This is a genomic window from Hydrogenophaga sp. H7, from assembly GCF_002025745.1.
Classification (GTDB): domain Bacteria; phylum Pseudomonadota; class Gammaproteobacteria; order Burkholderiales; family Burkholderiaceae_C; genus Hydrogenophaga; species Hydrogenophaga pseudoflava.
The window spans coordinates 403954-424782 of sequence record NZ_MCIC01000016.1 but is presented as its reverse complement, the minus strand read 5'-3'; the positions used below and the strand labels follow the sequence as shown (position 1 = coordinate 424782).

Genomic DNA, 20829 nt, shown 5'->3' with positions numbered 1-20829 from the left:
GGCAGCTCGATGGCACCGGTCACGTCCGTCGTGCGGAAGTAGAACTGCGGGCGGTAGTTGTTGAAGAACGGCGTGTGACGGCCACCTTCGTCCTTGGACAGCACGTACACCTCGCCGGTGAAGTGCGTGTGCGGCTTGATGGAGCCGGGCTTGCACAGCACCTGGCCGCGCTGCACTTCTTCGCGCTTGGTGCCGCGCAGCAGGATACCGACGTTGTCGCCAGCCTGACCCTGGTCCAGCAGCTTGCGGAACATCTCCACGCCGGTGCAGGTGGTCTTCTGGGTGGCGGCGATACCGACGATTTCGATTTCTTCGCCGACCTTGATGATGCCGCGCTCGATACGACCGGTCACCACGGTGCCGCGACCAGAGATGGAGAACACGTCTTCCACAGGCATCAGGAAGGCACCATCCACAGCACGCTCAGGCGTGGGGATGTAGCTGTCCAGCGCGTCGGCCAGGCGCATGATGGCCTGCTCGCCCAGATCGCCCTTGTCGCCTTCCAGCGCCAGTTTGGCCGAACCCTTGACAATGGGGGTGTCGTCGCCGGGGAAGTCGTACTTGGAGAGCAGCTCGCGCACTTCCATTTCAACCAGCTCCAGCAGCTCGGCATCGTCCACCATGTCGCACTTGTTCAGGAACACGATGATGTAGGGAACACCCACCTGGCGGGCCAGCAGGATGTGTTCGCGGGTCTGGGGCATCGGGCCGTCGGCGGCCGAGCACACCAGGATGGCGCCGTCCATCTGGGCAGCACCGGTGATCATGTTCTTGACGTAGTCGGCGTGACCGGGGCAGTCCACGTGGGCGTAGTGGCGGTTGGCCGTCTCGTATTCCACGTGTGCGGTGTTGATGGTGATGCCACGAGCCTTCTCTTCAGGAGCCGCGTCGATCTGGTCGTAGGCCTTGGCGGCGCCACCGAACTTGGCAGCCAGCACCGTGGTGATGGCAGCCGTCAGCGTCGTCTTGCCGTGGTCCACGTGACCAATCGTGCCCACGTTCACGTGCGGCTTGGTCCGCTCAAATTTCTCTTTTGCCATTGCAAATACCTCTGTTGAAAGAACAAAACCCGTGAGTGTTTAATGTCTCCGGCACGGGCCTGCCACGGGCAGCCGGCCCACCCCGACGGGCGCCGAAGACCGATCTGATTACTTGGAACGAGCGGCGACGATGGCCTCGGACACGTTCCGCGGAGCCTCGCTGTAGTGCTTGAATTCCATGGTGTAGGTGGCACGACCCTGGGTCATGGAGCGCAACGTGGTGGCATAGCCGAACATTTCGGACAGCGGCACCTCGGCCTTGATGGCCTTGCCGCCGCCGACCATGTCGTCCATGCCCTGCACCATGCCGCGACGGGAAGACAGGTCGCCCATGACGGTACCGGCATAGTCCTCCGGGGTCTCGACTTCCACGGCCATCATTGGCTCGAGGATGACGGGCTGAGCCTTGCGGCAGCCCTCCTTGAAACCAAAAATGGCGGCCATCTTGAACGCCTGTTCGGACGAGTCCACGTCGTGGTACGAACCGAAGTGCAGAGTGACCTTCACGTCGACCACCGGATACCCGGCCAGCACACCCTGGTTCAGCGCCTCTTCCACGCCCTTGCCCACAGCAGGGATGTATTCGCGCGGCACCACACCGCCCTTGATGGCGTCCACGAACTCGAACCCCTTGCCCGGCTCCTGTGGTTCGATCTTGAACACCACGTGACCGTACTGGCCCTTGCCGCCGGACTGGCGCACGAACTTGCCTTCGGCTTCTTCCACGGTTCCACGGATGGTTTCGCGGTAGGCCACCTGCGGCTTGCCCACGTTGGCTTCCACGCCGAACTCGCGCTTCATGCGGTCGACGATGATCTCCAGGTGCAACTCGCCCATACCGGCAATGATGGTCTGACCGGACTCTTCGTCGGTCTTGACACGGAAGGACGGATCTTCGGCAGCCAGACGGCCCAGGGCGATGCCCATCTTTTCCTGGTCGGCCTTCGACTTGGGCTCCACGGCCTGCGCGATCACGGGCTCAGGGAAGACCATCTTTTCCAGGGTGATGATGGCGGACGGATCGCACAGGGTTTCGCCCGTGGTCACATCTTTCAGGCCCACACAGGCAGCGATGTCGCCTGCCCGGATTTCTTCGACTTCCTGGCGGTTGTTGGCGTGCATCTGCACGATACGGCCGATGCGCTCCTTCTTGCCCTTGATCGGGTTGTAGACGGTGTCGCCCTTCTTGAGCACGCCCGAGTACACGCGAACGAAAGTCAGCTGCCCCACAAACGGGTCGGTCATGAGCTTGAACGCCAGCGCGGACAGCTTCTCTTCGTCGTCAGCCTTGCGGGAGGTTTCCTTGTCATCGTCGTCGGTACCTGCCACGGGCGGAATGTCCACCGGCGAAGGCAGGAAATCGATGACGGCGTCCAGCATGCGCTGCACACCCTTGTTCTTGAAGGCGGTACCGCACAGCATCGGCTGGATCTCAACCGCCAGCGTCCGCGCACGGATGCCGGCCTTGATTTCGGCTTCGGTCAGGTCGCCTTCCTCAAGGTACTTGTTCATCAGCTCTTCGTTGGCTTCAGCGGCTGCCTCGACCATCTTGCTGCGCCACTCCTCGGCCTGCGCCTGCAGGTCGGCCGGGATGTCCTGGTACTCGAACTTCATGCCCTGGGACGCTTCGTCCCAGATGATGGCCTTCATCTTGATGAGGTCGATCACGCCCTTGAAGTTGTCTTCGGCACCGATCGGTATCACGATCGCCACCGGGTTGGCCTTCAGGCGCAGCTTCATCTGGTCATAGACCTTGAAGAAGTTGGCACCAGTGCGGTCCATCTTGTTCACGAAGGCCAGACGGGGCACTTTGTACTTGTTGGCCTGGCGCCAGACGGTCTCAGACTGGGGCTGCACGCCACCCACGGCGCAATACACCATGCAAGCACCGTCGAGCACGCGCATGGAACGCTCCACCTCGATGGTGAAGTCCACGTGGCCGGGGGTGTCGATGATGTTGAAGCGGTGCTCGGGGTAGGACAGGTCCATGCCCTTCCAGAAGCAGGTGGTGGCAGCGGACGTGATCGTGATACCACGCTCCTGCTCCTGCTCCATCCAGTCCATGGTGGCGGCGCCGTCGTGCACCTCACCAATCTTGTGGTTCACACCGGTATAGAACAGGATGCGCTCGGTGGTGGTGGTCTTGCCGGCGTCAATGTGGGCCGAAATACCGATGTTGCGGTAACGCTCAAGGGGCGTGGTGCGTGCCATGAAATTCTCCAAAATTAAATACCAAAGCCCGCGACCCTGTGGGGCCCGCGGGCTCGCTTCCAAAAGAACAGCAGGCGTACAAAACGCCCGCGAGAATCAGAAGCGGAAGTGGCTGAACGCCTTGTTGGCCTCGGCCATACGGTGCACTTCGTCGCGCTTTTTCATGGCGCCACCACGACCTTCTGTTGCCTCAACCAGTTCATTGGCCAGGCGCTGGGCCATGGACTTTTCGCTGCGCTTGCGGGCCGCCTCCTTGATCCAGCGCATCGACAGCGCCAGACGGCGGACGGGGCGCACCTCAACGGGCACCTGGTAGTTGGCACCACCCACGCGGCGGGACTTGACTTCCACCATGGGCTTGACGTTGTTGATGGCGGTCGAGAATATTTCCACCGGATCCTTGCCGGTCTTCTTCTCGATTTGCTCGAGGGCGCCGTAGATGATGCGCTCGGCAACCGCCTTCTTGCCACCTTCCATGATCACGTTCATGAACTTGGAAAGCTCGACATTGCCGAATTTGGGATCCGGCAGGATTTCACGTTTAGGGACTTCGCGACGACGTGGCATTTTTTACCTCTGCATTGCTTCAGTTGGCGCCCTTTCGGACACCGCGAGAGCCATCCGGGACCCTCACTTACTCGACCCGCACGGAACAGCCCGTGTTTGGGGTCACTACGTTTGCACCACCTGCCAGGCGGAACAAACACCGACATTTCAGGAAGATCAGGCCTTCTTGGGACGCTTGGCACCGTACTTGGAGCGCGCCTGCTTGCGGTCTTTCACGCCTTGCAGGTCCAGCGAGCCGCGGACGATGTGGTAACGCACACCGGGCAGATCCTTGACACGACCACCACGAACCAGCACGACGCTGTGCTCCTGGAGGTTGTGGCCTTCACCACCGATGTAGGAAATCACCTCAAAACCGTTGGTCAGGCGCACCTTGGCGACCTTGCGCAGAGCGGAGTTGGGCTTCTTGGGGGTCGTGGTGTACACGCGGGTACACACACCACGACGCTGCGGCGAGTTTTCCATGGCCGGGCTCTTGGACTTGGTCTTTTCGACCTCCCGGCCGTGGCGCACGAGTTGACTGATGGTTGGCATGAAAGAAACGTCCCTAAACGTTTGATGAGCGAAAAAGCGAAACCCTTCGGAAAATTCCGAAAAGCCCTCTACTGTATCACGGGCCTATTGAAAGACCAAATCCATCTCTCTGGTGTCCGTCGACGCACCGATGTACTCACTGGATCCACAGCCGCAGTGCGTCCCAGGCCCGCCCGAAAATGCCACTCTCTTCAACGGACTCCAGCACCGTCAGAGGGACCTCGGCAACCGTCTCGCCGCCCGCGGTACGCACACGAAGCACCCCCACCTGCTGCCCCTTGAGCAGAGGGGCCACCAACGGATCCGGGCGCGTGACCTCGGTTTTGAGCCCGGCGCCGGTTCCTGCCGGAACGGACACCACCACGCCCTCGGGGCGCCCAAGCTTGGCCTGATCCGCGCGCCCCTTCCAGACGCGAGGAGTGACCACCGCACCGCCCACGGAGCTCAAGCGGACCGCCTCATAGGCCGTGAACCCCCAGTTCAGCAGCTTCTGACTCTCCGCTGCACGCGAATTTTCGCTGGCAGCACCCAACACGACGCTCAACAGCCTGCGCTGCCCCTCTGCTCCGGCGCCCAGCAACGCACTGGGCCGGCGGGCAGTTGCAACGAGGCAATAGCCGGCGGCATCGGTGTGTCCGGTCTTCAGGCCATCCACAGAGGGGTCGCGGAACAGCAGAAGGTTCCGGTTGGTGTCATTGGCTGCTGGAGTGCCTGGATAGCGGTAACGCTGAATGGCGTAATACGGAACGTATTCAGGGAAGTCGCGCATCAGCCGGGTCGCCAGCGTCGCCAGATCCCGGGCCGTGGTGGTGTGCCCCGGAACGGTCAGACCTTCCGGGTTCCTGAAGCTGCTGGCGTTCATTCCCAGCGCCTTGGCCTGGCGATTCATCATTTCGACGAACTGCTCCGCACTTCCACCCACGCCCTCGGCAAGGGCCATGGTGGCGTCATTGCCAGACTGAACGATCATGCCCTTGATGAGCTCCTCCACCGGCACCTTCATCTTGGGGTCAATGAACATGCGGGAGCCCGGCATTTTCCAGGCCCGCTCACTCACTGAAAGTGTCTGTTTGAGATCGATCTTGCCGGATTTGAGGGCATCAAACACGAGATAGGCAGTCATCAGCTTGGTGAGCGAAGCGGGTTCGACAGGCTTGTCCGGTTCCTTGGCCGCCAGGACCTGCCCGGACGACACATCCAGAAGCAGGTACGCCCGCGCCGCCACTTCCGGAGGTTGCGGAACAGCCGCCGAGGCGGCCAGGTGCCAACACAGAAAGAAAACGGCCAGCAGACCACCCTTGGGCAAGATTCGTTCAAACAGCATGGAATTGAAAGAGAAGAAAGAAGTCCAGGGCCGAAGCGACCCGAGTTCAGGCGACGAGATGCCGCTGCACCAGTTCTCGCAACAAGGGCAACTGCCCATGAAAGAAGTGCCCCCCGCCTGGCACCACCAGCACAGGCAGGGCTTGCGGGCGCGCCCAATCCATCACGGACTGCAGCGGCACAGTGTCGTCGTGCTCGCCATGAATGACCAATGTGCGCAGGCGAAGTTCATCCGGAATGACGGCGACACCGAAACGGCTGGTGGCAGGGCCCACCAGCACCACCTTCTGGATGTCCCGCTGGCCGTGCAATGCGGCCACGGCCTGGCTTGCGACGAAGCCACCAAACGAGAAACCGGCAAGACACAGCGGACCGTCAGGCGCCTGCGACCTGACAACCGCCAGCATGTCCTGCAGCTCCCCGCGCCCTTCGTCGTAGACACCCTCGCTCGCGCCCACACCACGGAAGTTGAACCGCACGGCCGTCCAGCCGCAAAGGACAAAAGCACGCGCCAGGGTCTGCACCACCTTGTTGGTGAGGGTGCCCCCATGCAATGGGTGGGGGTGTGCAATGACCGCCATCCCACGGGAAGACCCGGCAGGACGGTCGATGGCCACCTCCAGCTGCCCGGAGGGACCTACCTGTAAAAGATGCTCGGTGTGTGCGTTCACGTGTGTCGCGCTATCAATCCAGGAATCCGGGCATCTCAGCGCCCGACTTCCGGTGGCGTTCGCAAGCGCTCGACCACCACCCCATCCCTGAGATGCGACTGCACGATCTCGTCGATGTCCTGTTCATCCACGTAGCTGTACCAGACAGCCTCGGGGTACACGACGGCGATGGGGCCACCGGCACAGCGATCCAGGCAGCCCGCCTTGTTCACCCGCACCTTGCCGGGGCCCAACAGGCCCAATGCCTTGGACTGGCTCTTGCACCGATCAAAGGCCGCCTGCGCCTTGTGCTGCGCGCAGCAGTTTTCGCCGTTGTCGCGCTGGTTCAGGCAGAAAAAGATGTGGCGCTCGTAGTAGGAGGATCGGTTCTCTGACATGGCTGGATTCTAGTGGTCGGCCTGGCGCCCGGCGGGGAGTCGGGTCACTGCCCGCACGGCATACATCAGGGCGGCAAACGGCCACAGCCAGCCCAGCCACTGAGACAGGCCGTGGAAGCGGATGAAACGCCCCTGCTCCCAGACGTTCAAAGACTGGTCAAAGTAGGCACTCACTGGCGCACGATTGAGAAGACTCAGGGAGACTGCGAGTGCCAGCAGCAGACTGACGTGGCACGCGCGCGGTGGCAGCCTCAACGTGGCAAGCGCCACCAGCGCGGCGACGGCCATGCCCAGCAGCGCCGGCATGTCCACCCAGGCCCAGGCGTGGTCCGGCCCGTAAGTCATGGCCGCCGAGAATCCGGCGGCGCCCAGGGCCGACAAAAGCAGCGCAACCAGCAGCACCAGCCTGCGCGAGGGAGCATGCACATCCGCATACCCCAGCATCAGCGGTGCCAGCAGACCCAGCGCCACGCACAACGCCTGCGCCAGGGGGCTCAGCGGCACTGCCGCTTCCGACTGCAAGGGCAGCCAGACCAGGAAGGGCGTGTCCACCAGCAGACTGGACAACACCTCCTCTAGCTGTTCCCAGGCCTGCCCCAGGCCGAACGGCACCGACAACGGATACAGCAGGGCGAACGGCCAAAGCGCCAGCAACACCAGCGATCCGTGCGCCTGAGGCGCGAACCAGTTCCGACGGAACTGCGTCCATTGCCGCATCACACCCAGTCGTTCGAGGAACCAGGCCAGGCAGACGCCCAGCACGCCCCCTGCGATGTTGAGTCCGAGGTCCAGGTTGGACGGAACCCGCATGGGCAGGAAATTCTGCAGGGTCTCCAGCGACAGCGACAGCATGGCCGGCAACAGCACCGCAAACCACCACGCCCAGCGCCCCCAGCCCGACCGCAGCAACCCCAGCGCCGCCAGGAACCCAAGCGGCACATAGCCCACCAGGTTGGCCGACACATCGAACTTCGTCCAGTAACGGGGAAGGGGCGCGCTCAGAAACGCCCACACCTGTCCGCCAGACCAGCGCCATCCTTCGAAAGGATAGAGACTGGCATAGACGACGAGCGCCGCAAACAGCAGCGACAGCGGAATAGCAGAGGATCGGCTCGCCACGGCGCGCCCGGTCATCAGAATGGCTTGACGACCACCAGAACGACCACCAGCACCAGCATGATCACCGGCGCTTCGTTGAACCACCGGAACCAGACATGGTGGCGCCGATTGGCATTGGTCCTGAAGGACTTCAGAAGCCGCCCACAGGCGTGGTGATAGCCCAGAATCAGAACCACCAGCAGAAGCTTGGCGTGCATCCACCCGTTGCCGGCACCCAGGCCGATCCCATACCCCAGCCAGAGCCAGAGCCCCAGGACCAGCGCAGGGACGGCCAGCATGGTGGTGAAACGGAACAGCTTTTCGGCCATCAGCATCAGCCGTTCGCGCTCGGCCACGCTTTCAGGGGGAACCATCGCCAGGTTCACAAAAATGCGGGGCAGGTAAAACAGGCCCGCGAACCAGCTGGCGATGAAGACGATGTGGAAGGATTTGACCCAGAGCATGCGGGCAGTTTATCTGCGCCGCCGCTGCAGGGATTCATGGCCGCACGGCACAAAAAAAACCCGGCCCACAGGGCCGGGTTAGGAAGCCTTTTTGCTGTCACACACTAAGGCACCCGCTCAGGGAGGAAAAGCGGGGAGCGGTCCAAGGACGCGCTCGGAGCTGATGTTACAACAGATCACATCGAATGTGAAGCGAAGCCCTGTCAAAACTGACAGGGCCTGCGCGCAGGCCAATAAATAGACCCAAAAGCACTACATCATCTTGGCCAATTCGAACATCACGGCCGTGCCCAGCGCCTCCCGGATGTTCCCGCGTCCGACCTTGGCCATCGAAAACTCGCCAAACCCGGACATGTCAAACGAACTGTCGTCGGGCGAAATCTCCACGAACGGAAACTCGAACACCTCGCGCAACAGCTCGCTGCGGAAGCGCTCGAACTCCCCGTCCTTGATCTCCGAATCGACCACGATCAGGTTGGGCATGCGGGCTTTGACGGCATCGCGGGCCTGATGGAAGTCCACCACGCTGTCGGAGGTGATCCCGATTTCACGCAGCGCATCCCGCACGTCGGCCCGGATCTGCAGGCTAGGGGAGATCGTGAGCACGTAAGTGCCCGAGAGCGACTTGAACATCGACGAGTGTTCGTCCGACAGGTCGACGGTCGAAATGCCATCAACCGCCTGCACCACGGTGCGGCTGAACATCGCCGTGAAACTGACGCCCTCGGCGGTCACGTCGCGCTCGAGGTCGATACCGCCCGAGGCGGCAGCGATCTGGCGAATCAGCATCCAGCTGAGGCTGTCGGACGCGGTGCTGCTCGAAGGCGGGATCCCGTCGTTGGCCACGCGCATCTGCAGCCGCGCGTGCTGTGGCCACGCATTGAGGTCCATGCGCACATCCACCCGGTTGCCGAACGGAATGCCCCAGTCGAGCACCGCGTTGACAAAGGAATGCGCCAACGTCGGGTCGATCAGCACCTCGACCGGCTTGAGCTTGCGGCGCAGGGCGATGCCCAGGATGCCCAGTTCCTGCTTGCGCTCCTGCAGCACGCCCTCCACCAGATCGGCCATGTTCACCTTCTCGTGCGTCTGGCGGATGCGCCCTCCGTACAGGCGGTGGATCTGCTGGGCGCTGAGCCCCGCCAGCTTGATGCGTTCGGCAGGGATGTTCAGCGCCCGGTGCTCCATCTTGGTGATGCGGCCCTTGGCCAGCAGCTGGTCGATCTGGTTTTGAAGGCTGCTCACACCTTCGGTGAACTGGTCGGCCAGCGCAGACACCAGCTCCTGCCAGTGGTCCTCCAGCTTCCATGCATCGGCCTCGGTCGGGGCGCCCGGTTTGGGGTTGGAGGTCTGGTTGGGTGGGCTGGATCTGGTGGGCTGCATGACAGTGCTCTTGAGTGAAAGATTCCTACTGCGTCCCGCATGGCCGCAGCAGCATCAGTATTTTCTTATTACGCGGCGTGCAAGACGTCACTCCGACGTTCTCAATCATCGTGCTTTTTTTACGATTTGCAACAACCGCTCGGACACGATGCGCCGGTGCCATCGCAAATTACTGCACGGTTGACCGGTTTGCCACAATAGCCTCATGCACACACCCGCCCCCTACCCCCTGTCCCGCCCGCGCCGCCTGCGCCGCGACGTCTTCACCCGCGACCTGGTGCGCGAGCACCGGCTGAGCCCCGCCGACTTCATCTACCCGGTGTTCGTGCTCGACGGCGCCGGCCGGCGCGAAGCGGTCGCGTCCATGCCGGGCGTCGAGCGCCTGAGCCTGGACCTGCTGCTGCCGGTGGCCGAGGACTGCGTGAAGCTGGGCATTCCCTACATGGCGCTGTTCCCGGTGATCGACCAGTCGCTCAAGACGCCGGACGGCCAGGAAGCCATGAACCCCGAGGGGCTGGTGCCGCGCGTGGTGCGGGCGCTCAAGAAGGAGTTCCCCGGCCTGGGCGTGATGACCGATGTGGCCCTGGACCCCTACACCAGCCACGGCCAGGACGGTGTGCTGGACGAGCACAACTACATCCTGAACGACCCGACGGTGAAGATCCTGGTGCAGCAGGCGCTGACCCAGGCGGCTGCCGGGGTGGACATGGTGGCGCCCAGCGACATGATGGACGGGCGCATCGGCGCGATCCGCCAGGCGCTGGAAGCGGCCGGCCACGTGCACACGCGCATCATGGCCTACAGCGCCAAGTACGCCAGCGCCTTCTACGGCCCGTTCCGCGACGCGGTGGGCTCGGCTGCCAACCTGGGCAAGGCCGACAAGAAGGTCTACCAGATGGACCCGGGCAACAGCGATGAGGCCCTGCGCGAGGTGGCGCTGGACATCGCCGAAGGCGCGGACCTGGTGATGGTCAAGCCCGGCATGCCCTACCTGGACATCGTGCGCCGCGTGAAGGACGAGTTCCACATGCCCACCTTCGCCTACCAGGTCAGCGGCGAATACGCGATGCTCAAGGCCGCCGCCCAGAACGGCTGGCTGGACCACGACGCGGTGATGATGGAGAGCCTGATGGCCTTCAAGCGCGCCGGCTGCGACGGCATCCTGACCTATTTCGCGCGCGACGCCGCGCGGCTGCTGCGCGGCTGAAGCGCGTCCGGGCATGCGCGTCTTCCACGTCCAGACGACCTCGGTCACCGAATCGGATGGTCTGCCCACGCAACCGCCGGTCAGCGGATTCATCTGGATCGCCTGCGGCCGGCGGGAATTCGAGCTGGAGCAGGGCCATGTGCAGTCCACGCTGCTGGCGCTGGGCAGCGTGCCGCTGGTGGACCTGCACATCTCCGACCTGCTGAACAACCAGCTGCCCTCGCACTTCGACTACACCTCGCAGTACGACCTGCTGGTGTTCCGCCGCCTGGCCGCCGGGCACAGCGAAACCGACCTCTCCCACCCGGGCCATGTGCTCACGCAGCCCACACGGCGCGGAGGCCCGCCGGTGCTGCGCCGCATCGACACCAGCCCGGTGGGATTCGCGGTGTTCGACCGGGTGCTGCTGACGGTGCATCCGGCCGGCTGCACGGTGCTGGACCACTACGCCACGCGCCTGCTGGCCGCGGGTACCAGCGCCTCGCGGGCGGCCGGCGTGAACCTGCCCGCGGGACCGGCCGACCTGATGCTGCGCATCGTCAACCAGATGGTCGACGGCTACCTGGAGCTGCGGCGCGAGCTGACCCGCCAGCTGGACCACTGGCAGGCCGAGCTGCTGCACCCGTCCACGCGGTTCACGAACTGGGGCTCGCTGCTGGACGCCCGCATCTCGCTGCACCAGCTCGACGAGATCTGCGAGGACCAGCGCGCCGCGATCCAGGACTGGATCGAGGCGCTCGCGGGCTGGGAGGTGACCGAGGGGAAAAACGACCATTTCGGCGGCGCCAGGGGGCTGGAGCTGCTCAAGGTGCGCAGCCGCGACGTGCTGGAGCACATCGAGCGGGTGATCCACCACGTGCGCCGGCTGGAGCAGAACGCCGAGACCGCGGTGCAGATGCACTTCTCGGCGCAGAGCAACCGCACGAACGACATCATGCGCACGCTCACCGCGCTGACCGCCATCTTCCTGCCGTTGAACCTGATCGCCGGCATCTTCGGCATGAACTTCGAGTTCATCCCGCTGCTGCACGACAACGCCGGTTTCTGGTGGGCCATGGGCTCGATGGCCTTCATCGCCGTGGGCCTGAGCGTGGTCTTCTGGCGCAAGCGCTACCTGGCGCGCAGCGGGCGCTGAGCGCGGTCCACCGCGTCAGGGCCGACCGTTGCCGTGCGCCACACCGAACAGCGTGGCGGCGTTGTCCCAGGCGATGCGGCGCGCCACGCTGGCCGGCAGCCCGCCCAGCCAGTGCCGGTAAGACTGCATCAGCTCGTCGTAATAGAGCCAGCGCTGGTTGACCCAGGTGTCCGATCCGATCAGAAACCGTTCGGGGTACTTCAGCAGCAGGCTGTGCCACTCGGGGCACAGCTGCCCGTCGCCGCAGGTCAGGCCCGGCCGGTAGGACAGCTCGCCCATCAGCAGGGGGTAGCGCGCCATGAGCGCATCGACGCGTTCAACGGAAGCTCCACCGATGCCCGTGTGCGCCCAGATCAAGCGAAAGCCCCCACGCTCCGCCGCTTCGCGGATCGCTGCCCCCCCAGGGGGCTGATCTGCCTTGGGGCGGCCCGGCGGCAGATCGCCTTTCCCCGCGGTGTGAGCCATCAGCAGGTCGATCGCCACGTCGTCGACGTGCGCAAGCACCGCGAGCTGCTTTTCCTCGGCCAGTGCCATCAGCCGCCGCGCCACCGGCCCGTTGGCATTCGCGCTGTCGTAGAGGTGGAACTCGCCCAGGCCCTGATAGGGTCCGGCCGGTGTGCCCCGCGCCAGTTCGGTGGTCACCAGCTCGACGATGCTCTCGTCCCGGAACCAGCTGCTGTAGTCGGCCCGGTCCCGGTACAGGCGCACGAAGGGCACCACGGTCACGCCCGCGGCATGCGTGGCCTCGCGCGCGCCGGCCAGGGCAAGGGTGCCGGCATTGGGCCGCGAGTTGGCCAGCACCGCGCGCACGCCGTTGCGCTGCATGCGGGCCAGCACATCGGTCAGCGGGTGCGGGCAGGCCGGCTCGGGCGCGTCCTGCACGCAGGCGTCGTCGTTGTAATGCAGATGGGCGTCGAACAGCGGCCCCGCATACGGGGTCTGCGCCATCGCAGGCGCCGCGCCACAGGCCAGCCACAACAGGCCCCGTCGCAGCAGGTTGCGCATGCAGGCCTCAGCCCAGGTGCTGTGAAAAGAAGGCGAGCGTGCGCTCCCGGGCCAGCGCGGCCGAGGGCGCGTCCCAGGCACCCCGCTGGTCGCAGTTGAAACCGTGGTGCGCCGGATAGAGGTGCACCGTCACCGCAGGGTGCGCCTGGCGGAACGCCTCGACACCGTCCAGCGGAATCCAGCGGTCCTGCTCGGCAAAGTGCGCCAGCGTCGGCACCTGCTCCTGGCGCGCCATCTCCTCCGGTGTGGTCATGCCGCCGCCGTAGTAAGGCACGGCCGCCGACAGGCCCTGCAGCATGCAGGCTGAGCGCCAGGTCAGCAGACCGCCCCAGCAGTAGCCCACGATGCCGACCTTGCCACCCTGTGCGGCCAGACGGATCGCGGCCTGGATGTCGGCCATCACGCCCGGTGGGGGCAAGGCCTCGACCGCGGTCTTGAGTGCCATGCCCGCGCCCATGTCGGACTCGGTGTAGCCCAGATCCACGCCGGCCTTGACCCGGTGGAAGGTGGAGGGCGCCACCACGAAATAGCCGTCGGCGGCGTAGCCGTCGGCCACGGCCTGAATGTGGCTGTTGACGCCGAAAATTTCCTGCAGCACGACCAGCCCGCCCTTGGGCTGGCCGGCGGGCTGCGCGACGTAGGCGGGACAATGGAATCCGTCGGCGGAAGTGAGTTGAACAAAGCTGCTCATGAAGTCTCCGAACGATGAGTGGCAGGTCCGGTGCGCGACGCTTGCGCGGGGCCACCTGCGTTAAGTTTCGACAGGTGCATGTTGTAACCGCAAATGTGGCATCGCGTCAGGAGGGTGCAGGATGAACGCAGGGTCCAACGGGGTGTTGCTGGTGACCGGCGGCGGCCGGGGCATCGGCGCGGCAACGGCACGGCTGGCCGCGCGCGAGGGCTGGGCGGTGGCGGTGAACTACACCGCGAATTCGCTGGCCGCCGACGAGGTGGTGCGCGCCATCCGTGCCGACGGCGGCAACGCCATCACCGTGCAGGCCGACGTGGCCGACGAGGCGCAGGTGCTGCGCATGTTCGGGAAGATCGACGCCAAGCTGGGCCGGCTCACCGGCCTGGTGAACAACGCCGGCGTGGTGGACGTGACCGCCCGCGTCGACGAGATGAGCGCGGCGCGCTGGAAGCGCATGTTCGACATCAATGTGTACGGCAGCTTCCTCTGCGCGCGCGAGGCGGTGCGCCGCATGAGCACGCGCCACGGCGGCGAGGGCGGTGCCATCGTCAACGTCTCCAGCGCCGCCTCGCGCATCGGCTCGCCCGGGCAGTACGTGGACTACGCGGCGGCCAAGGGCGCCATCGACACCTTCACCATCGGCCTGGCCAAGGAGGTGGCGGCCGAAGGCATCCGCGTCAACGCGGTGCGGCCCGGGTTGATCGAGACCGAGATCCACGCCTCGGGCGGCCTGCCCACCCGCGTCAACGACCTCAAGCACCAGGTGCCCATGCAGCGCGGCGGCACGGCCGACGAGGTCGCGCAGGCCATCGTCTGGCTGCTGTCGCCGGCGGCCAGCTACACCACCATGAGCCTGCTGGATGTGTCCGGCGGGCGTTGAACAAGGAACCACCCATGACCGCGACCACGCCCGAGAACAGCCCGCACATCAGGATCTGGTGGGAAGACCTGGAGGTCGGACAGACCCGCGACCTGGGCAGCATTTCGCCGACAAAGGAGGAGATCATCGCCTTCGCCAGCCAGTTCGACCCGCAGCCCTTCCACCTGAGCGAAGAAGGCGGCAAGGCCTCGGTGTTCGGGGCGCTCAGCGCCAGCGGCTGGCACACCTGCGCCATGGCCATGCGGCTGATGGTGACCAACTTCCTGCACGAGACCTCCAGCCTGGGCTCGCCCGGGCTGGAGAGCCTGAAGTGGACCAAGCCGGTCTACCCCGGCGACGTGCTGCGGCTGCAGCACACCATCACCGAGAAACGCCCGATGAGCAAGCGCCCCGACGTGGGCCTGGTGCGCACCATCTGGGAGATGTTCAACCAGCACGGCGACAAGGTGCTGCACATGGAGGGCTACGGGATGTTCCGGCTGAAAGCGCCCCCTCGCGCCGCCGCGCCCGCACAATAGCGGGATGGATTTCAAGCCCCTGATCACCCTGCTGGCCATCGTCAACCCGCTGGCCATCGTGCCCTTCTTCATCCACTACACGCAGGGATTCAGTTCGGCGCAGCGCAAGCGCACCATCCTGATTTCCTCGTTCAGCGCGTTCGCGGTCATCGCGACCTGCGCGGTGATCGGCCTGCAGATCCTGGAGTTCTTCAGCATCTCGCTGGCGAGCTTCCAGGTCGGTGGCGGCATGCTGCTGCTGACCTCGGCGCTGTCCATGCTGAACGCCCAGCCAGCCGAGGCCAAGGCCACCAAAAGCGAGGTGGACGACGCCGGCACCAAAGCGTCTATCGCGGTCGTGCCGCTGACCATTCCGCTGCTCACCGGCCCGGCCACCATGTCCACCGTGGTGATCTACGCCGACCAGGCCAAGACCTTCTTCCAGCACGCCGCGCTGGTGGGCTATGGCGTGGTGATCGCGCTGGCCACCGCCGTGTGTTTCGCCGCGGCCAAGCCCATCGCCCGTTTCCTGGGCCAGACCGGCATCAACGTGATGACCCGGCTGATGGGCCTGATCCTGGCCGCGCTGGCGGTGGAGGTGATGGCCGCCGGGCTGACCAAGCTGTTCCCGGCGCTGGGCGCCTGAGGGCCAGTGCCCCGGTTCAGCCGAACTTGATGAACAGCTTGCTGTAGGGTGCCTTGACCTGGCCGATGGCCTTCTCGATCCGGGCCTTGTCGCCCGCCGCCACAGCCGCGTTCAGCGCCTCCACCGATCGCGTCACCGCGCCCAGCAGTTCCTTGAACTCCGGCGATGACTGCGCCGACGCCGGAGCCTCGCTGGCGAGCAGGCCCGCCAGGTAGGTCAGCACGCCGGCCTGCGCGGCCAGCTTCGGCAAGCCGTCGTCCGCCTTGAGCCACTTCGGCCCCTCGTCCAGCAGATGCTCCATCTGGGCGTGGTAGGCGTTCATGTGGTCGCTGTAGACGATGACCTGGTTCTGGCGCCGCAGTTCGCTGAGCAGGTCGCGCACACCTTCGAGCGTGTCGTGGGCCTGGGACAACTGCCCCGCGGCCACCTGCTGCACGGCCCTGGCGTAGTGCTCCTCGACCCCGCTCAGGGTGCGCGCCATGAGCGCATCGTTGGCATACGGGACGGTGGGCTGGGACTTCACGAGCTGGGTGACCTGGGACCAGGCCTGTTGCGCCTGCTTCAGCGCATCGGCCGATTCGCCGGCCTGGCCGGCGTTGGTCTTGAACAGGGCCGCACGGTAGGGCACTTAGGCCTTCTGCAGGGCATCGGTGACGGGGTCGACGGCCCAGGCGGGCCAGGCACAGGCGCCTGCGGCAAGGGCAAGCAAGGGCAGGACTCGGAAGCGTGGGATGTTCATGACCGGAACGGGTGGAAAGGGAGATAGTCACCCTACCCCCACCTGTATTAAGACAGCTTAAATCCGCCGCCTGTCGCCGCGTCGGCCTGGCGGGTCAGGATGTCGCAGGTCAGGCGGATGTGGGCTTCCAGCGCCAGCGCGGCGCGGGCCTCCTGGCGCGCCATCGCCGCGAGGAAGATGCCCTCGTGCTCGGCGTGCACGTCGCGGTCGAAGCCCGGCGTGGCGCCGATGCGGATGGCGATGTGGCGGTAGCGCTCGCCGTGGCGGTAGAGGATGTCCAGCAGGTGCCGCGTCCAGGGTGAGCTGTGGCCCGCGATCAGGGTTTCGTGGAAGTGGCGGTTGGCGCGCTCCCACTGGTCCGGGTCGCGGCCGGCGCCGCCCTCCTCGGCCACGCTGAGCTGCGCAAAGGCCTCGCGCACCGAGTTCTCCCAGCCCGCGTCGCCGAGCCGGATCGACTGGCGCAGCGCCTCGGTTTCCAGCCGCACGCGCGTGTCGGTGAGGTCGCACAGGTCGTCCAGCGACACGGCGCTGACGCGGTAGCCGCGCTGGCCTTCGACCGTGACCAGCGCGTCGGACACCAGCAGCGCCAGCGCCTCGCGCAGCGTGCCGGCGCCAACGCCATAGTGGTCCTTGAGGTGCTCGACGCGCAGGCGCTGGCCCGGCTGCAGATCGCCGCACACGATGTCGTGGCGCAGCGCGCGGTAGGCGCGTTCGGTGAGGGTGCGCGGCTCGGGTTCGTCGCTGCGCGGCGCGGGGCCGGCGGCGTGTGCGGGTTGAAGCAGGTCTTGCAGCATGGTGATGACCTCAATCGGCTTCCTGTTGATGCTGGCGTTTGAGCCGGTAGGCCAGCTGCGCGCGGCTCAGGCCCAGCAGGCGCGCGGCGCCGGCCAGGTTGCCGCGGCTGCGCTCGACCGCCAGGGCCAGCACCTGCGCCTCCAGGGTCTCGATCGGCACGCCGGCATCGAGCACCTGCGCGCACAGGCGCAGCTCGTCCTCGGGTGCACGGCGCGCCAGCCGGCCCTGCGGATCGATGCCGTCCTGTGCCGGCTCGGACTGGTTGGGGAACAGGTGCTCGGCCTCGATCACGCCGCCCTGCGCCGCCAGGATCACGCCGCGCTCGACCAGGTTCTCCAGTTCGCGCACGTTGCCGGGCCAGCGGTGGCGAGCCAGCGCCTGCAGCGCGCGGTCGCTGAAGCCGCCCAGGCGCTTCTGGTGCAGCGCGGTGAAGCGCGCCAGCAGGTGCCGAGCCAGCGGCTCGATGTCGCTGCTGCGTTCGCGCAGCGGCGGGATGCAGATCGGGTAGACGTTGAGGCGGTAGAACAGGTCGCGCCGGAACTGCCCGCGTTCGACCGCGGCTTCGAGGTTGACGTTGGTCGCCGTCACGAGGCGCACGTTGACCTTGCGCGCGCTCTCGCTGCCCAGGCGCTCGATCTCGCCCTCCTGCAGCACGCGCAGCAGCTTGGCCTGCGCGGGCAGCGGCATGTCGCCCACCTCGTCGAGGAACAGCGTGCCGCCTTCGGCGCGCTCGAAACGGCCAGCCCGCGCCGCGTGCGCACCGGTGAAGGCGCCCTTCTCGACGCCGAACAGCTCGGCCTCGATCAGCTCGGCCGGCAGCGCCGCGCAGTTGACCGCCACGAACGGCCCGGCGGCGCGCTCGGAGTGTTCGTGCAGCGCGCGCGCAAAGCGCTCCTTGCCCACGCCGGTCTCGCCCGTCAGCAGCACCGTCACCTGCGTCGTTGCGGCGCGGCGCATCAGGTCGTGCGCGTGCTGGAAGCCCGGCGAGGTACCGACCAGCATGCCACCCGACTCGGCCGGCTCCAGCGTGTTCTTCAGCGCCTCGACCTGCTGGCTCAGCGCGGCCATCTTCTCCAGCAGCGAGTCGTCCTCGAAGTACTGGCGGTGCGCGTCGCCGTCGGGCCAGTCGTCGATCGGGCGGCCCTCGATCAGGCAGTGGTCGTCGCCACAGGCCGAGCACTTGATTTCCTTGTACAGGATCAGCCGGCCCATGAAGGCGCTGGTGTAGCCGCTGGCGTAGCCCAGCAGCGTCCAGCAGGCCGGCTCGTCGACCACGCCATAGTGAAGGCGGTGCGCGTGCGCCTCCCACGAGTCGTCCCAGCGGAACATGCCCTCGAAGCGGCCGGCCGCGGCGTCCATTTCCAGCCGCACCGGCGTCACGCGCGCCGCGCCTTCGAGCATGTGCAGCTGCGGCCCGACCAGGAACATGTCTTCCAGCGTCTTCTTGCCGCGCGTCTTGGCAGCGAAACCGGCGTCGTGCAGGCCGCAGGCATAACCCAGGCGCGTGAGCAGTCGCCGCGCGTGGTCCTTGCCGACCGAGGTGATGAGGTCGTGGCGCAGGGCCGTCAGCGCCGCGGTGTGCAGCAGCACCATGCGCCGCTCGCCCAGCCAGATGGCGCCGCTGTGCGGCTCGAAGCGCAGCAGCCGGCGCAGGTCGTTGTCGGGCGGGTAGGTCAGATGGGGGTCCAAAGGTGTCTCCGGTGGGTCGCTCTGCGGCGACTGAAATCTCGATATTTTCCGCCACGCTCCCCCAGATCGACAAGCCGGCGAAGCAGTGCCTGAAATTGATCATTTGATCACTCGTGGCCAAAAGCGCCTCATCAAATCAAGACTTTTCCTTCGTGCCGCACCGCAACAGCTCAAGAAACAGGCTATCGAAGAGTGCCGGGCGATCCGGATGCTGCGCTGCACACCGGCTTTTTCATCAGGGATTTCCCTGAAATATCGAGATTTTTGGCCCGACCCGGTCGGACTGGCACGCCATCTGCGAAAGGGGACGCGCCCGACAACGCACCGACCGCTCCAAGCACCATGCCCCAGACCACCGACACCTCCCTGCCCGCCGTCGACACCTCGCTGCGCTTCGTGCGGGTCATCGAACGCCGGGCCGACGGCCTGGTCGCCTTCGAGTTCTCGATCGGCTGGCCGGAGCTGGCGGTGGAGCTGATGCTGCCCGCCCCGGCCTTCGAGGCTTTCTGCGCCAACAACCGGGTGCAGCGTCTGGACACCTGAGTTCCCGAGAGCCGTTCAACAACCATTCCAACGGAGACAAGCACCGATGAACATCGACCTGCAGGCGCGGGAGATCACGCCGCTGCGCCAGACCTACGCCCACGTGGCGAAATACATTGGCGGCGACAAGGCCGCCAGCCGTTACCAGGAGGCCACCTTCGGCGCCCAGCCGATGGTGAACTTCCACTACCGGCCGACCTGGGACCCGGGCCACGAACTCTTCGACGCCAGCCGCAGCAAGATCGTGCTGGCCGACTGGTACGTGCTCAAGGACCCACGCCAGTTCTATTACGCGACCTGGACCATGGCCCGCGCCAAGCAGCAGGACGCGATGGAGGCCAACTTCCAGTTCGTCGAGCAGCGCGGCATGGTCGGCAAGATGCCCGACGCCGTGCGCGAGAAGGCCCTGACGGTGCTGATGCCGCTGCGCCACGCGGCCTGGGGCGCCAACATGAACAACGCGTCCATCTGCGCCTACGGTTTTGGCACCGCCTTCACCGCGCCGGCCATGTTCCACGCGATGGACAACCTGGGTGTGGCGCAGTACCTGACCCGCCTGGGCCTGGTGCTGGGCGAGCCGCAGTCGCTGGAAGACGGCAAGCAGGCCTGGCTGGACGCCCCCGAGTGGCAGGGCCTGCGCCGGCTGGTCGAGGACAGCTTCGTGGTCAGCGACCCGTTCGAGCTGTTCGTGGCGCAGAACTTCGCGCTCGACGGCCTGCTGTACCCGCTGATCTACGGTGGCTTCGTGGACGACCACGTCGCCCTGCAGGGCGGCACCGCGGTCGCGATGCTGACCAGCTTCATGCCCGAGTGGCACGACGAAACCGCGCGCTGGATCGACGCCGTCATCAAGGCCGCGGGTGCCGAATCGGACGCCAACAAAGCCCTGCTGCGCGACTGGGCCGGCCACTGGATGGACCGCGCCCAGGCCGCCCTTTCGCCCATCGCCCGCCTGGCCCTGGGCGAGACCGGAGAGACCGTGCTGAGCGACGCCCGCGTGCAGCTGCAGGCGCGCCTGGCCAAGACCGGCGTCACCGCCTGACCAGGAGACCACAACATGTCCGACGTATTCATCGCCTTCCAGCACAACGAAGAGTCCCGTCCGGTGATCGACGCCATCGTGGCCGACAACCCGAACGCGGTGCTGACCCACCCGACCGGCCTGGTCAAGATCAACGCGCCCGGCAGCCTGACCATCCGCCGCGAAACCATCGAGGGCCTGACCGGCCGGCCCTTCGACCTGCAGGCCATCCACGTCAACCTCGTCACCCTCTCGGGCCACATCGACGAGGACGACGACCAGCTCACGCTGAGCTGGAAACACTGAATCACGA

Annotated in this window: 23 protein-coding genes; 8 read left to right on the top strand and 15 right to left on the bottom strand. The window is 65.8% G+C overall.

Annotated features, from left to right (window positions below):
- From tuf to BC358_RS15625, 10 genes are all read right to left on the bottom strand, one after another.
- Positions 1–1040 (bottom strand): elongation factor Tu (gene tuf / locus BC358_RS15670; RefSeq protein ID WP_079366546.1); only part of this gene is annotated, 1040 nt, incomplete at its 3' end.
- Between the two features lie 108 nt (positions 1041–1148).
- The gene (fusA, locus tag BC358_RS15665; RefSeq protein ID WP_066160159.1) at positions 1149–3251 is read right to left on the bottom strand and encodes an elongation factor G; all 2103 of its coding nucleotides are present in this window, start codon (positions 3249–3251) and stop codon (positions 1149–1151) included.
- 96 nt (positions 3252–3347) lie between these two features.
- A complete protein-coding gene (gene rpsG, locus BC358_RS15660; RefSeq protein WP_066160156.1) occupies positions 3348–3818 on the bottom strand; it encodes a 30S ribosomal protein S7 in 471 nt (156 codons plus the stop codon).
- Between the two features lie 156 nt (positions 3819–3974).
- A complete protein-coding gene (gene rpsL / locus BC358_RS15655) occupies positions 3975–4352 on the bottom strand; it encodes a 30S ribosomal protein S12 (protein WP_066160152.1) in 378 nt (125 codons plus the stop codon).
- A 136-nt stretch (positions 4353–4488) separates the two neighbouring features.
- Entirely contained in the window at positions 4489–5676 is a 1188-nt protein-coding gene (locus BC358_RS15650; protein WP_079366545.1) for a D-alanyl-D-alanine carboxypeptidase family protein, read from the bottom strand.
- A 46-nt stretch (positions 5677–5722) separates the two neighbouring features.
- Positions 5723–6346, bottom strand: a complete 624-nt coding sequence (locus BC358_RS15645) for an alpha/beta hydrolase (protein ID WP_079366544.1) — start codon at positions 6344–6346, stop codon at positions 5723–5725.
- Positions 6347–6381: 35 nt separating this feature from the next.
- Positions 6382–6723: a ferredoxin gene (locus BC358_RS15640; protein WP_066160148.1), complete on the bottom strand. Its 342-nt coding sequence runs from the start codon at positions 6721–6723 to the stop codon at positions 6382–6384.
- Between the two features lie 9 nt (positions 6724–6732).
- The gene (locus tag BC358_RS15635; protein ID WP_079366543.1) at positions 6733–7857 is read right to left on the bottom strand and encodes a VanZ family protein; all 1125 of its coding nucleotides are present in this window, start codon (positions 7855–7857) and stop codon (positions 6733–6735) included.
- Positions 7857–8285 (bottom strand): CopD family protein, encoded by a 429-nt coding sequence (locus tag BC358_RS15630; RefSeq protein WP_066160141.1) that lies wholly within the window; start codon positions 8283–8285, stop codon positions 7857–7859. The genes BC358_RS15635 and BC358_RS15630 overlap by 1 nt, the downstream gene beginning before the upstream one ends.
- A 252-nt stretch (positions 8286–8537) precedes the next feature.
- Positions 8538–9668 (bottom strand): hypothetical protein, encoded by a 1131-nt coding sequence (locus BC358_RS15625; protein ID WP_066160138.1) that lies wholly within the window; start codon positions 9666–9668, stop codon positions 8538–8540.
- A 205-nt stretch (positions 9669–9873) separates the two neighbouring features.
- Between BC358_RS15625 and hemB the strand changes: the two genes are divergently transcribed.
- Positions 9874–10875: a porphobilinogen synthase gene (hemB, locus tag BC358_RS15620; protein WP_079366542.1), complete on the top strand. Its 1002-nt coding sequence runs from the start codon at positions 9874–9876 to the stop codon at positions 10873–10875.
- A gap of 13 nt (positions 10876–10888) precedes the next feature.
- On the top strand, positions 10889–12010 hold the full coding sequence (locus BC358_RS15615; RefSeq protein ID WP_079366541.1) for a magnesium transporter CorA family protein: 1122 nt from the start codon (positions 10889–10891) through the stop codon (positions 12008–12010).
- A gap of 15 nt (positions 12011–12025) precedes the next feature.
- Here BC358_RS15615 and BC358_RS15610 read toward each other — a convergent pair whose 3' ends face one another.
- Together BC358_RS15610 and BC358_RS15605 are read right to left on the bottom strand one after the other, a co-directional pair.
- Positions 12026–13015, bottom strand: a complete 990-nt coding sequence (locus BC358_RS15610; protein ID WP_079366540.1) for an amidohydrolase — start codon at positions 13013–13015, stop codon at positions 12026–12028.
- A 7-nt stretch (positions 13016–13022) separates the two neighbouring features.
- Complete coding sequence (locus BC358_RS15605; protein WP_079366539.1) at positions 13023–13706, bottom strand: dienelactone hydrolase family protein; 684 nt, start codon at positions 13704–13706, stop codon at positions 13023–13025.
- 121 nt (positions 13707–13827) lie between these two features.
- Here BC358_RS15605 and BC358_RS15600 point away from each other — a divergent pair, with 121 nt between their 5' ends.
- From BC358_RS15600 to BC358_RS15590, 3 genes are read left to right on the top strand one after another with little or no spacing between them, the layout of a single operon-like run.
- Positions 13828–14586 (top strand): SDR family oxidoreductase, encoded by a 759-nt coding sequence (locus tag BC358_RS15600; protein ID WP_079366538.1) that lies wholly within the window; start codon positions 13828–13830, stop codon positions 14584–14586.
- Between the two features lie 14 nt (positions 14587–14600).
- Positions 14601–15104, top strand: coding sequence for a MaoC family dehydratase (locus BC358_RS15595; protein ID WP_066160118.1), 504 nt, complete (start codon positions 14601–14603; stop codon positions 15102–15104).
- Between the two features lie 4 nt (positions 15105–15108).
- A complete protein-coding gene (locus tag BC358_RS15590; RefSeq protein WP_066160115.1) occupies positions 15109–15729 on the top strand; it encodes a MarC family protein in 621 nt (206 codons plus the stop codon).
- Between the two features lie 16 nt (positions 15730–15745).
- Here the strand turns inward: BC358_RS15590 and BC358_RS15585 are convergent, their stop codons facing one another.
- From BC358_RS15585 to BC358_RS15575, 3 genes are all read right to left on the bottom strand, one after another.
- Positions 15746–16357 carry a hypothetical protein gene (locus tag BC358_RS15585; RefSeq protein WP_079366537.1) on the bottom strand — a complete coding sequence of 204 codons (612 nt, stop codon included), beginning with the start codon at positions 16355–16357 and terminating at the stop codon, positions 15746–15748.
- 158 nt (positions 16358–16515) lie between these two features.
- Positions 16516–17262, bottom strand: coding sequence for a GntR family transcriptional regulator (locus BC358_RS15580; protein WP_079366536.1), 747 nt, complete (start codon positions 17260–17262; stop codon positions 16516–16518).
- Positions 17263–17272: 10 nt separating this feature from the next.
- Positions 17273–18952 carry a sigma-54-dependent Fis family transcriptional regulator gene (locus tag BC358_RS15575; protein ID WP_079366535.1) on the bottom strand — a complete coding sequence of 560 codons (1680 nt, stop codon included), beginning with the start codon at positions 18950–18952 and terminating at the stop codon, positions 17273–17275.
- A 342-nt stretch (positions 18953–19294) separates the two neighbouring features.
- On the opposite strand from BC358_RS15575, the gene BC358_RS15570 reads away from it, so the two are divergent.
- From BC358_RS15570 to BC358_RS15560, 3 genes are read left to right on the top strand one after another with little or no spacing between them, the layout of a single operon-like run.
- Positions 19295–19495 (top strand): phenol hydroxylase subunit, encoded by a 201-nt coding sequence (locus BC358_RS15570; protein ID WP_079366534.1) that lies wholly within the window; start codon positions 19295–19297, stop codon positions 19493–19495.
- Between the two features lie 46 nt (positions 19496–19541).
- Positions 19542–20537: an aromatic/alkene monooxygenase hydroxylase subunit beta gene (locus BC358_RS15565; RefSeq protein WP_079366533.1), complete on the top strand. Its 996-nt coding sequence runs from the start codon at positions 19542–19544 to the stop codon at positions 20535–20537.
- 15 nt (positions 20538–20552) lie between these two features.
- Complete coding sequence (locus BC358_RS15560; RefSeq protein ID WP_079366532.1) at positions 20553–20822, top strand: MmoB/DmpM family protein; 270 nt, start codon at positions 20553–20555, stop codon at positions 20820–20822.
- Positions 20823–20829 lie beyond the last annotated feature (7 nt).

Coding starts and splice junctions, on each gene's coding strand:
- BC358_RS15580 (WP_079366536.1), bottom strand. CDS start 17,262: ATGCTGCAAGACCTGCTTCAACCCGCACACGCCGCCGGCCCCGCGCCG.
- BC358_RS15640 (WP_066160148.1), bottom strand. CDS start 6,723: ATGTCAGAGAACCGATCCTCCTACTACGAGCGCCACATCTTTTTCTGC.
- BC358_RS15565 (WP_079366533.1), top strand. CDS start 19,542: ATGAACATCGACCTGCAGGCGCGGGAGATCACGCCGCTGCGCCAGACC.
- BC358_RS15570 (WP_079366534.1), top strand. CDS start 19,295: ATGCCCCAGACCACCGACACCTCCCTGCCCGCCGTCGACACCTCGCTG.
- hemB (WP_079366542.1), top strand. CDS start 9,874: ATGCACACACCCGCCCCCTACCCCCTGTCCCGCCCGCGCCGCCTGCGC.
- rpsL (WP_066160152.1), bottom strand. CDS start 4,352: ATGCCAACCATCAGTCAACTCGTGCGCCACGGCCGGGAGGTCGAAAAG.
- BC358_RS15590 (WP_066160115.1), top strand. CDS start 15,109: ATGGATTTCAAGCCCCTGATCACCCTGCTGGCCATCGTCAACCCGCTG.
- BC358_RS15635 (WP_079366543.1), bottom strand. CDS start 7,857: ATGACCGGGCGCGCCGTGGCGAGCCGATCCTCTGCTATTCCGCTGTCG.
- BC358_RS15560 (WP_079366532.1), top strand. CDS start 20,553: ATGTCCGACGTATTCATCGCCTTCCAGCACAACGAAGAGTCCCGTCCG.
- rpsG (WP_066160156.1), bottom strand. CDS start 3,818: ATGCCACGTCGTCGCGAAGTCCCTAAACGTGAAATCCTGCCGGATCCC.
- BC358_RS15600 (WP_079366538.1), top strand. CDS start 13,828: ATGAACGCAGGGTCCAACGGGGTGTTGCTGGTGACCGGCGGCGGCCGG.
- BC358_RS15595 (WP_066160118.1), top strand. CDS start 14,601: ATGACCGCGACCACGCCCGAGAACAGCCCGCACATCAGGATCTGGTGG.
- fusA (WP_066160159.1), bottom strand. CDS start 3,251: ATGGCACGCACCACGCCCCTTGAGCGTTACCGCAACATCGGTATTTCG.
- BC358_RS15615 (WP_079366541.1), top strand. CDS start 10,889: ATGCGCGTCTTCCACGTCCAGACGACCTCGGTCACCGAATCGGATGGT.
- BC358_RS15610 (WP_079366540.1), bottom strand. CDS start 13,015: ATGCGCAACCTGCTGCGACGGGGCCTGTTGTGGCTGGCCTGTGGCGCG.
- BC358_RS15625 (WP_066160138.1), bottom strand. CDS start 9,668: ATGCAGCCCACCAGATCCAGCCCACCCAACCAGACCTCCAACCCCAAA.
- BC358_RS15605 (WP_079366539.1), bottom strand. CDS start 13,706: ATGAGCAGCTTTGTTCAACTCACTTCCGCCGACGGATTCCATTGTCCC.
- BC358_RS15630 (WP_066160141.1), bottom strand. CDS start 8,285: ATGCTCTGGGTCAAATCCTTCCACATCGTCTTCATCGCCAGCTGGTTC.
- BC358_RS15650 (WP_079366545.1), bottom strand. CDS start 5,676: ATGCTGTTTGAACGAATCTTGCCCAAGGGTGGTCTGCTGGCCGTTTTC.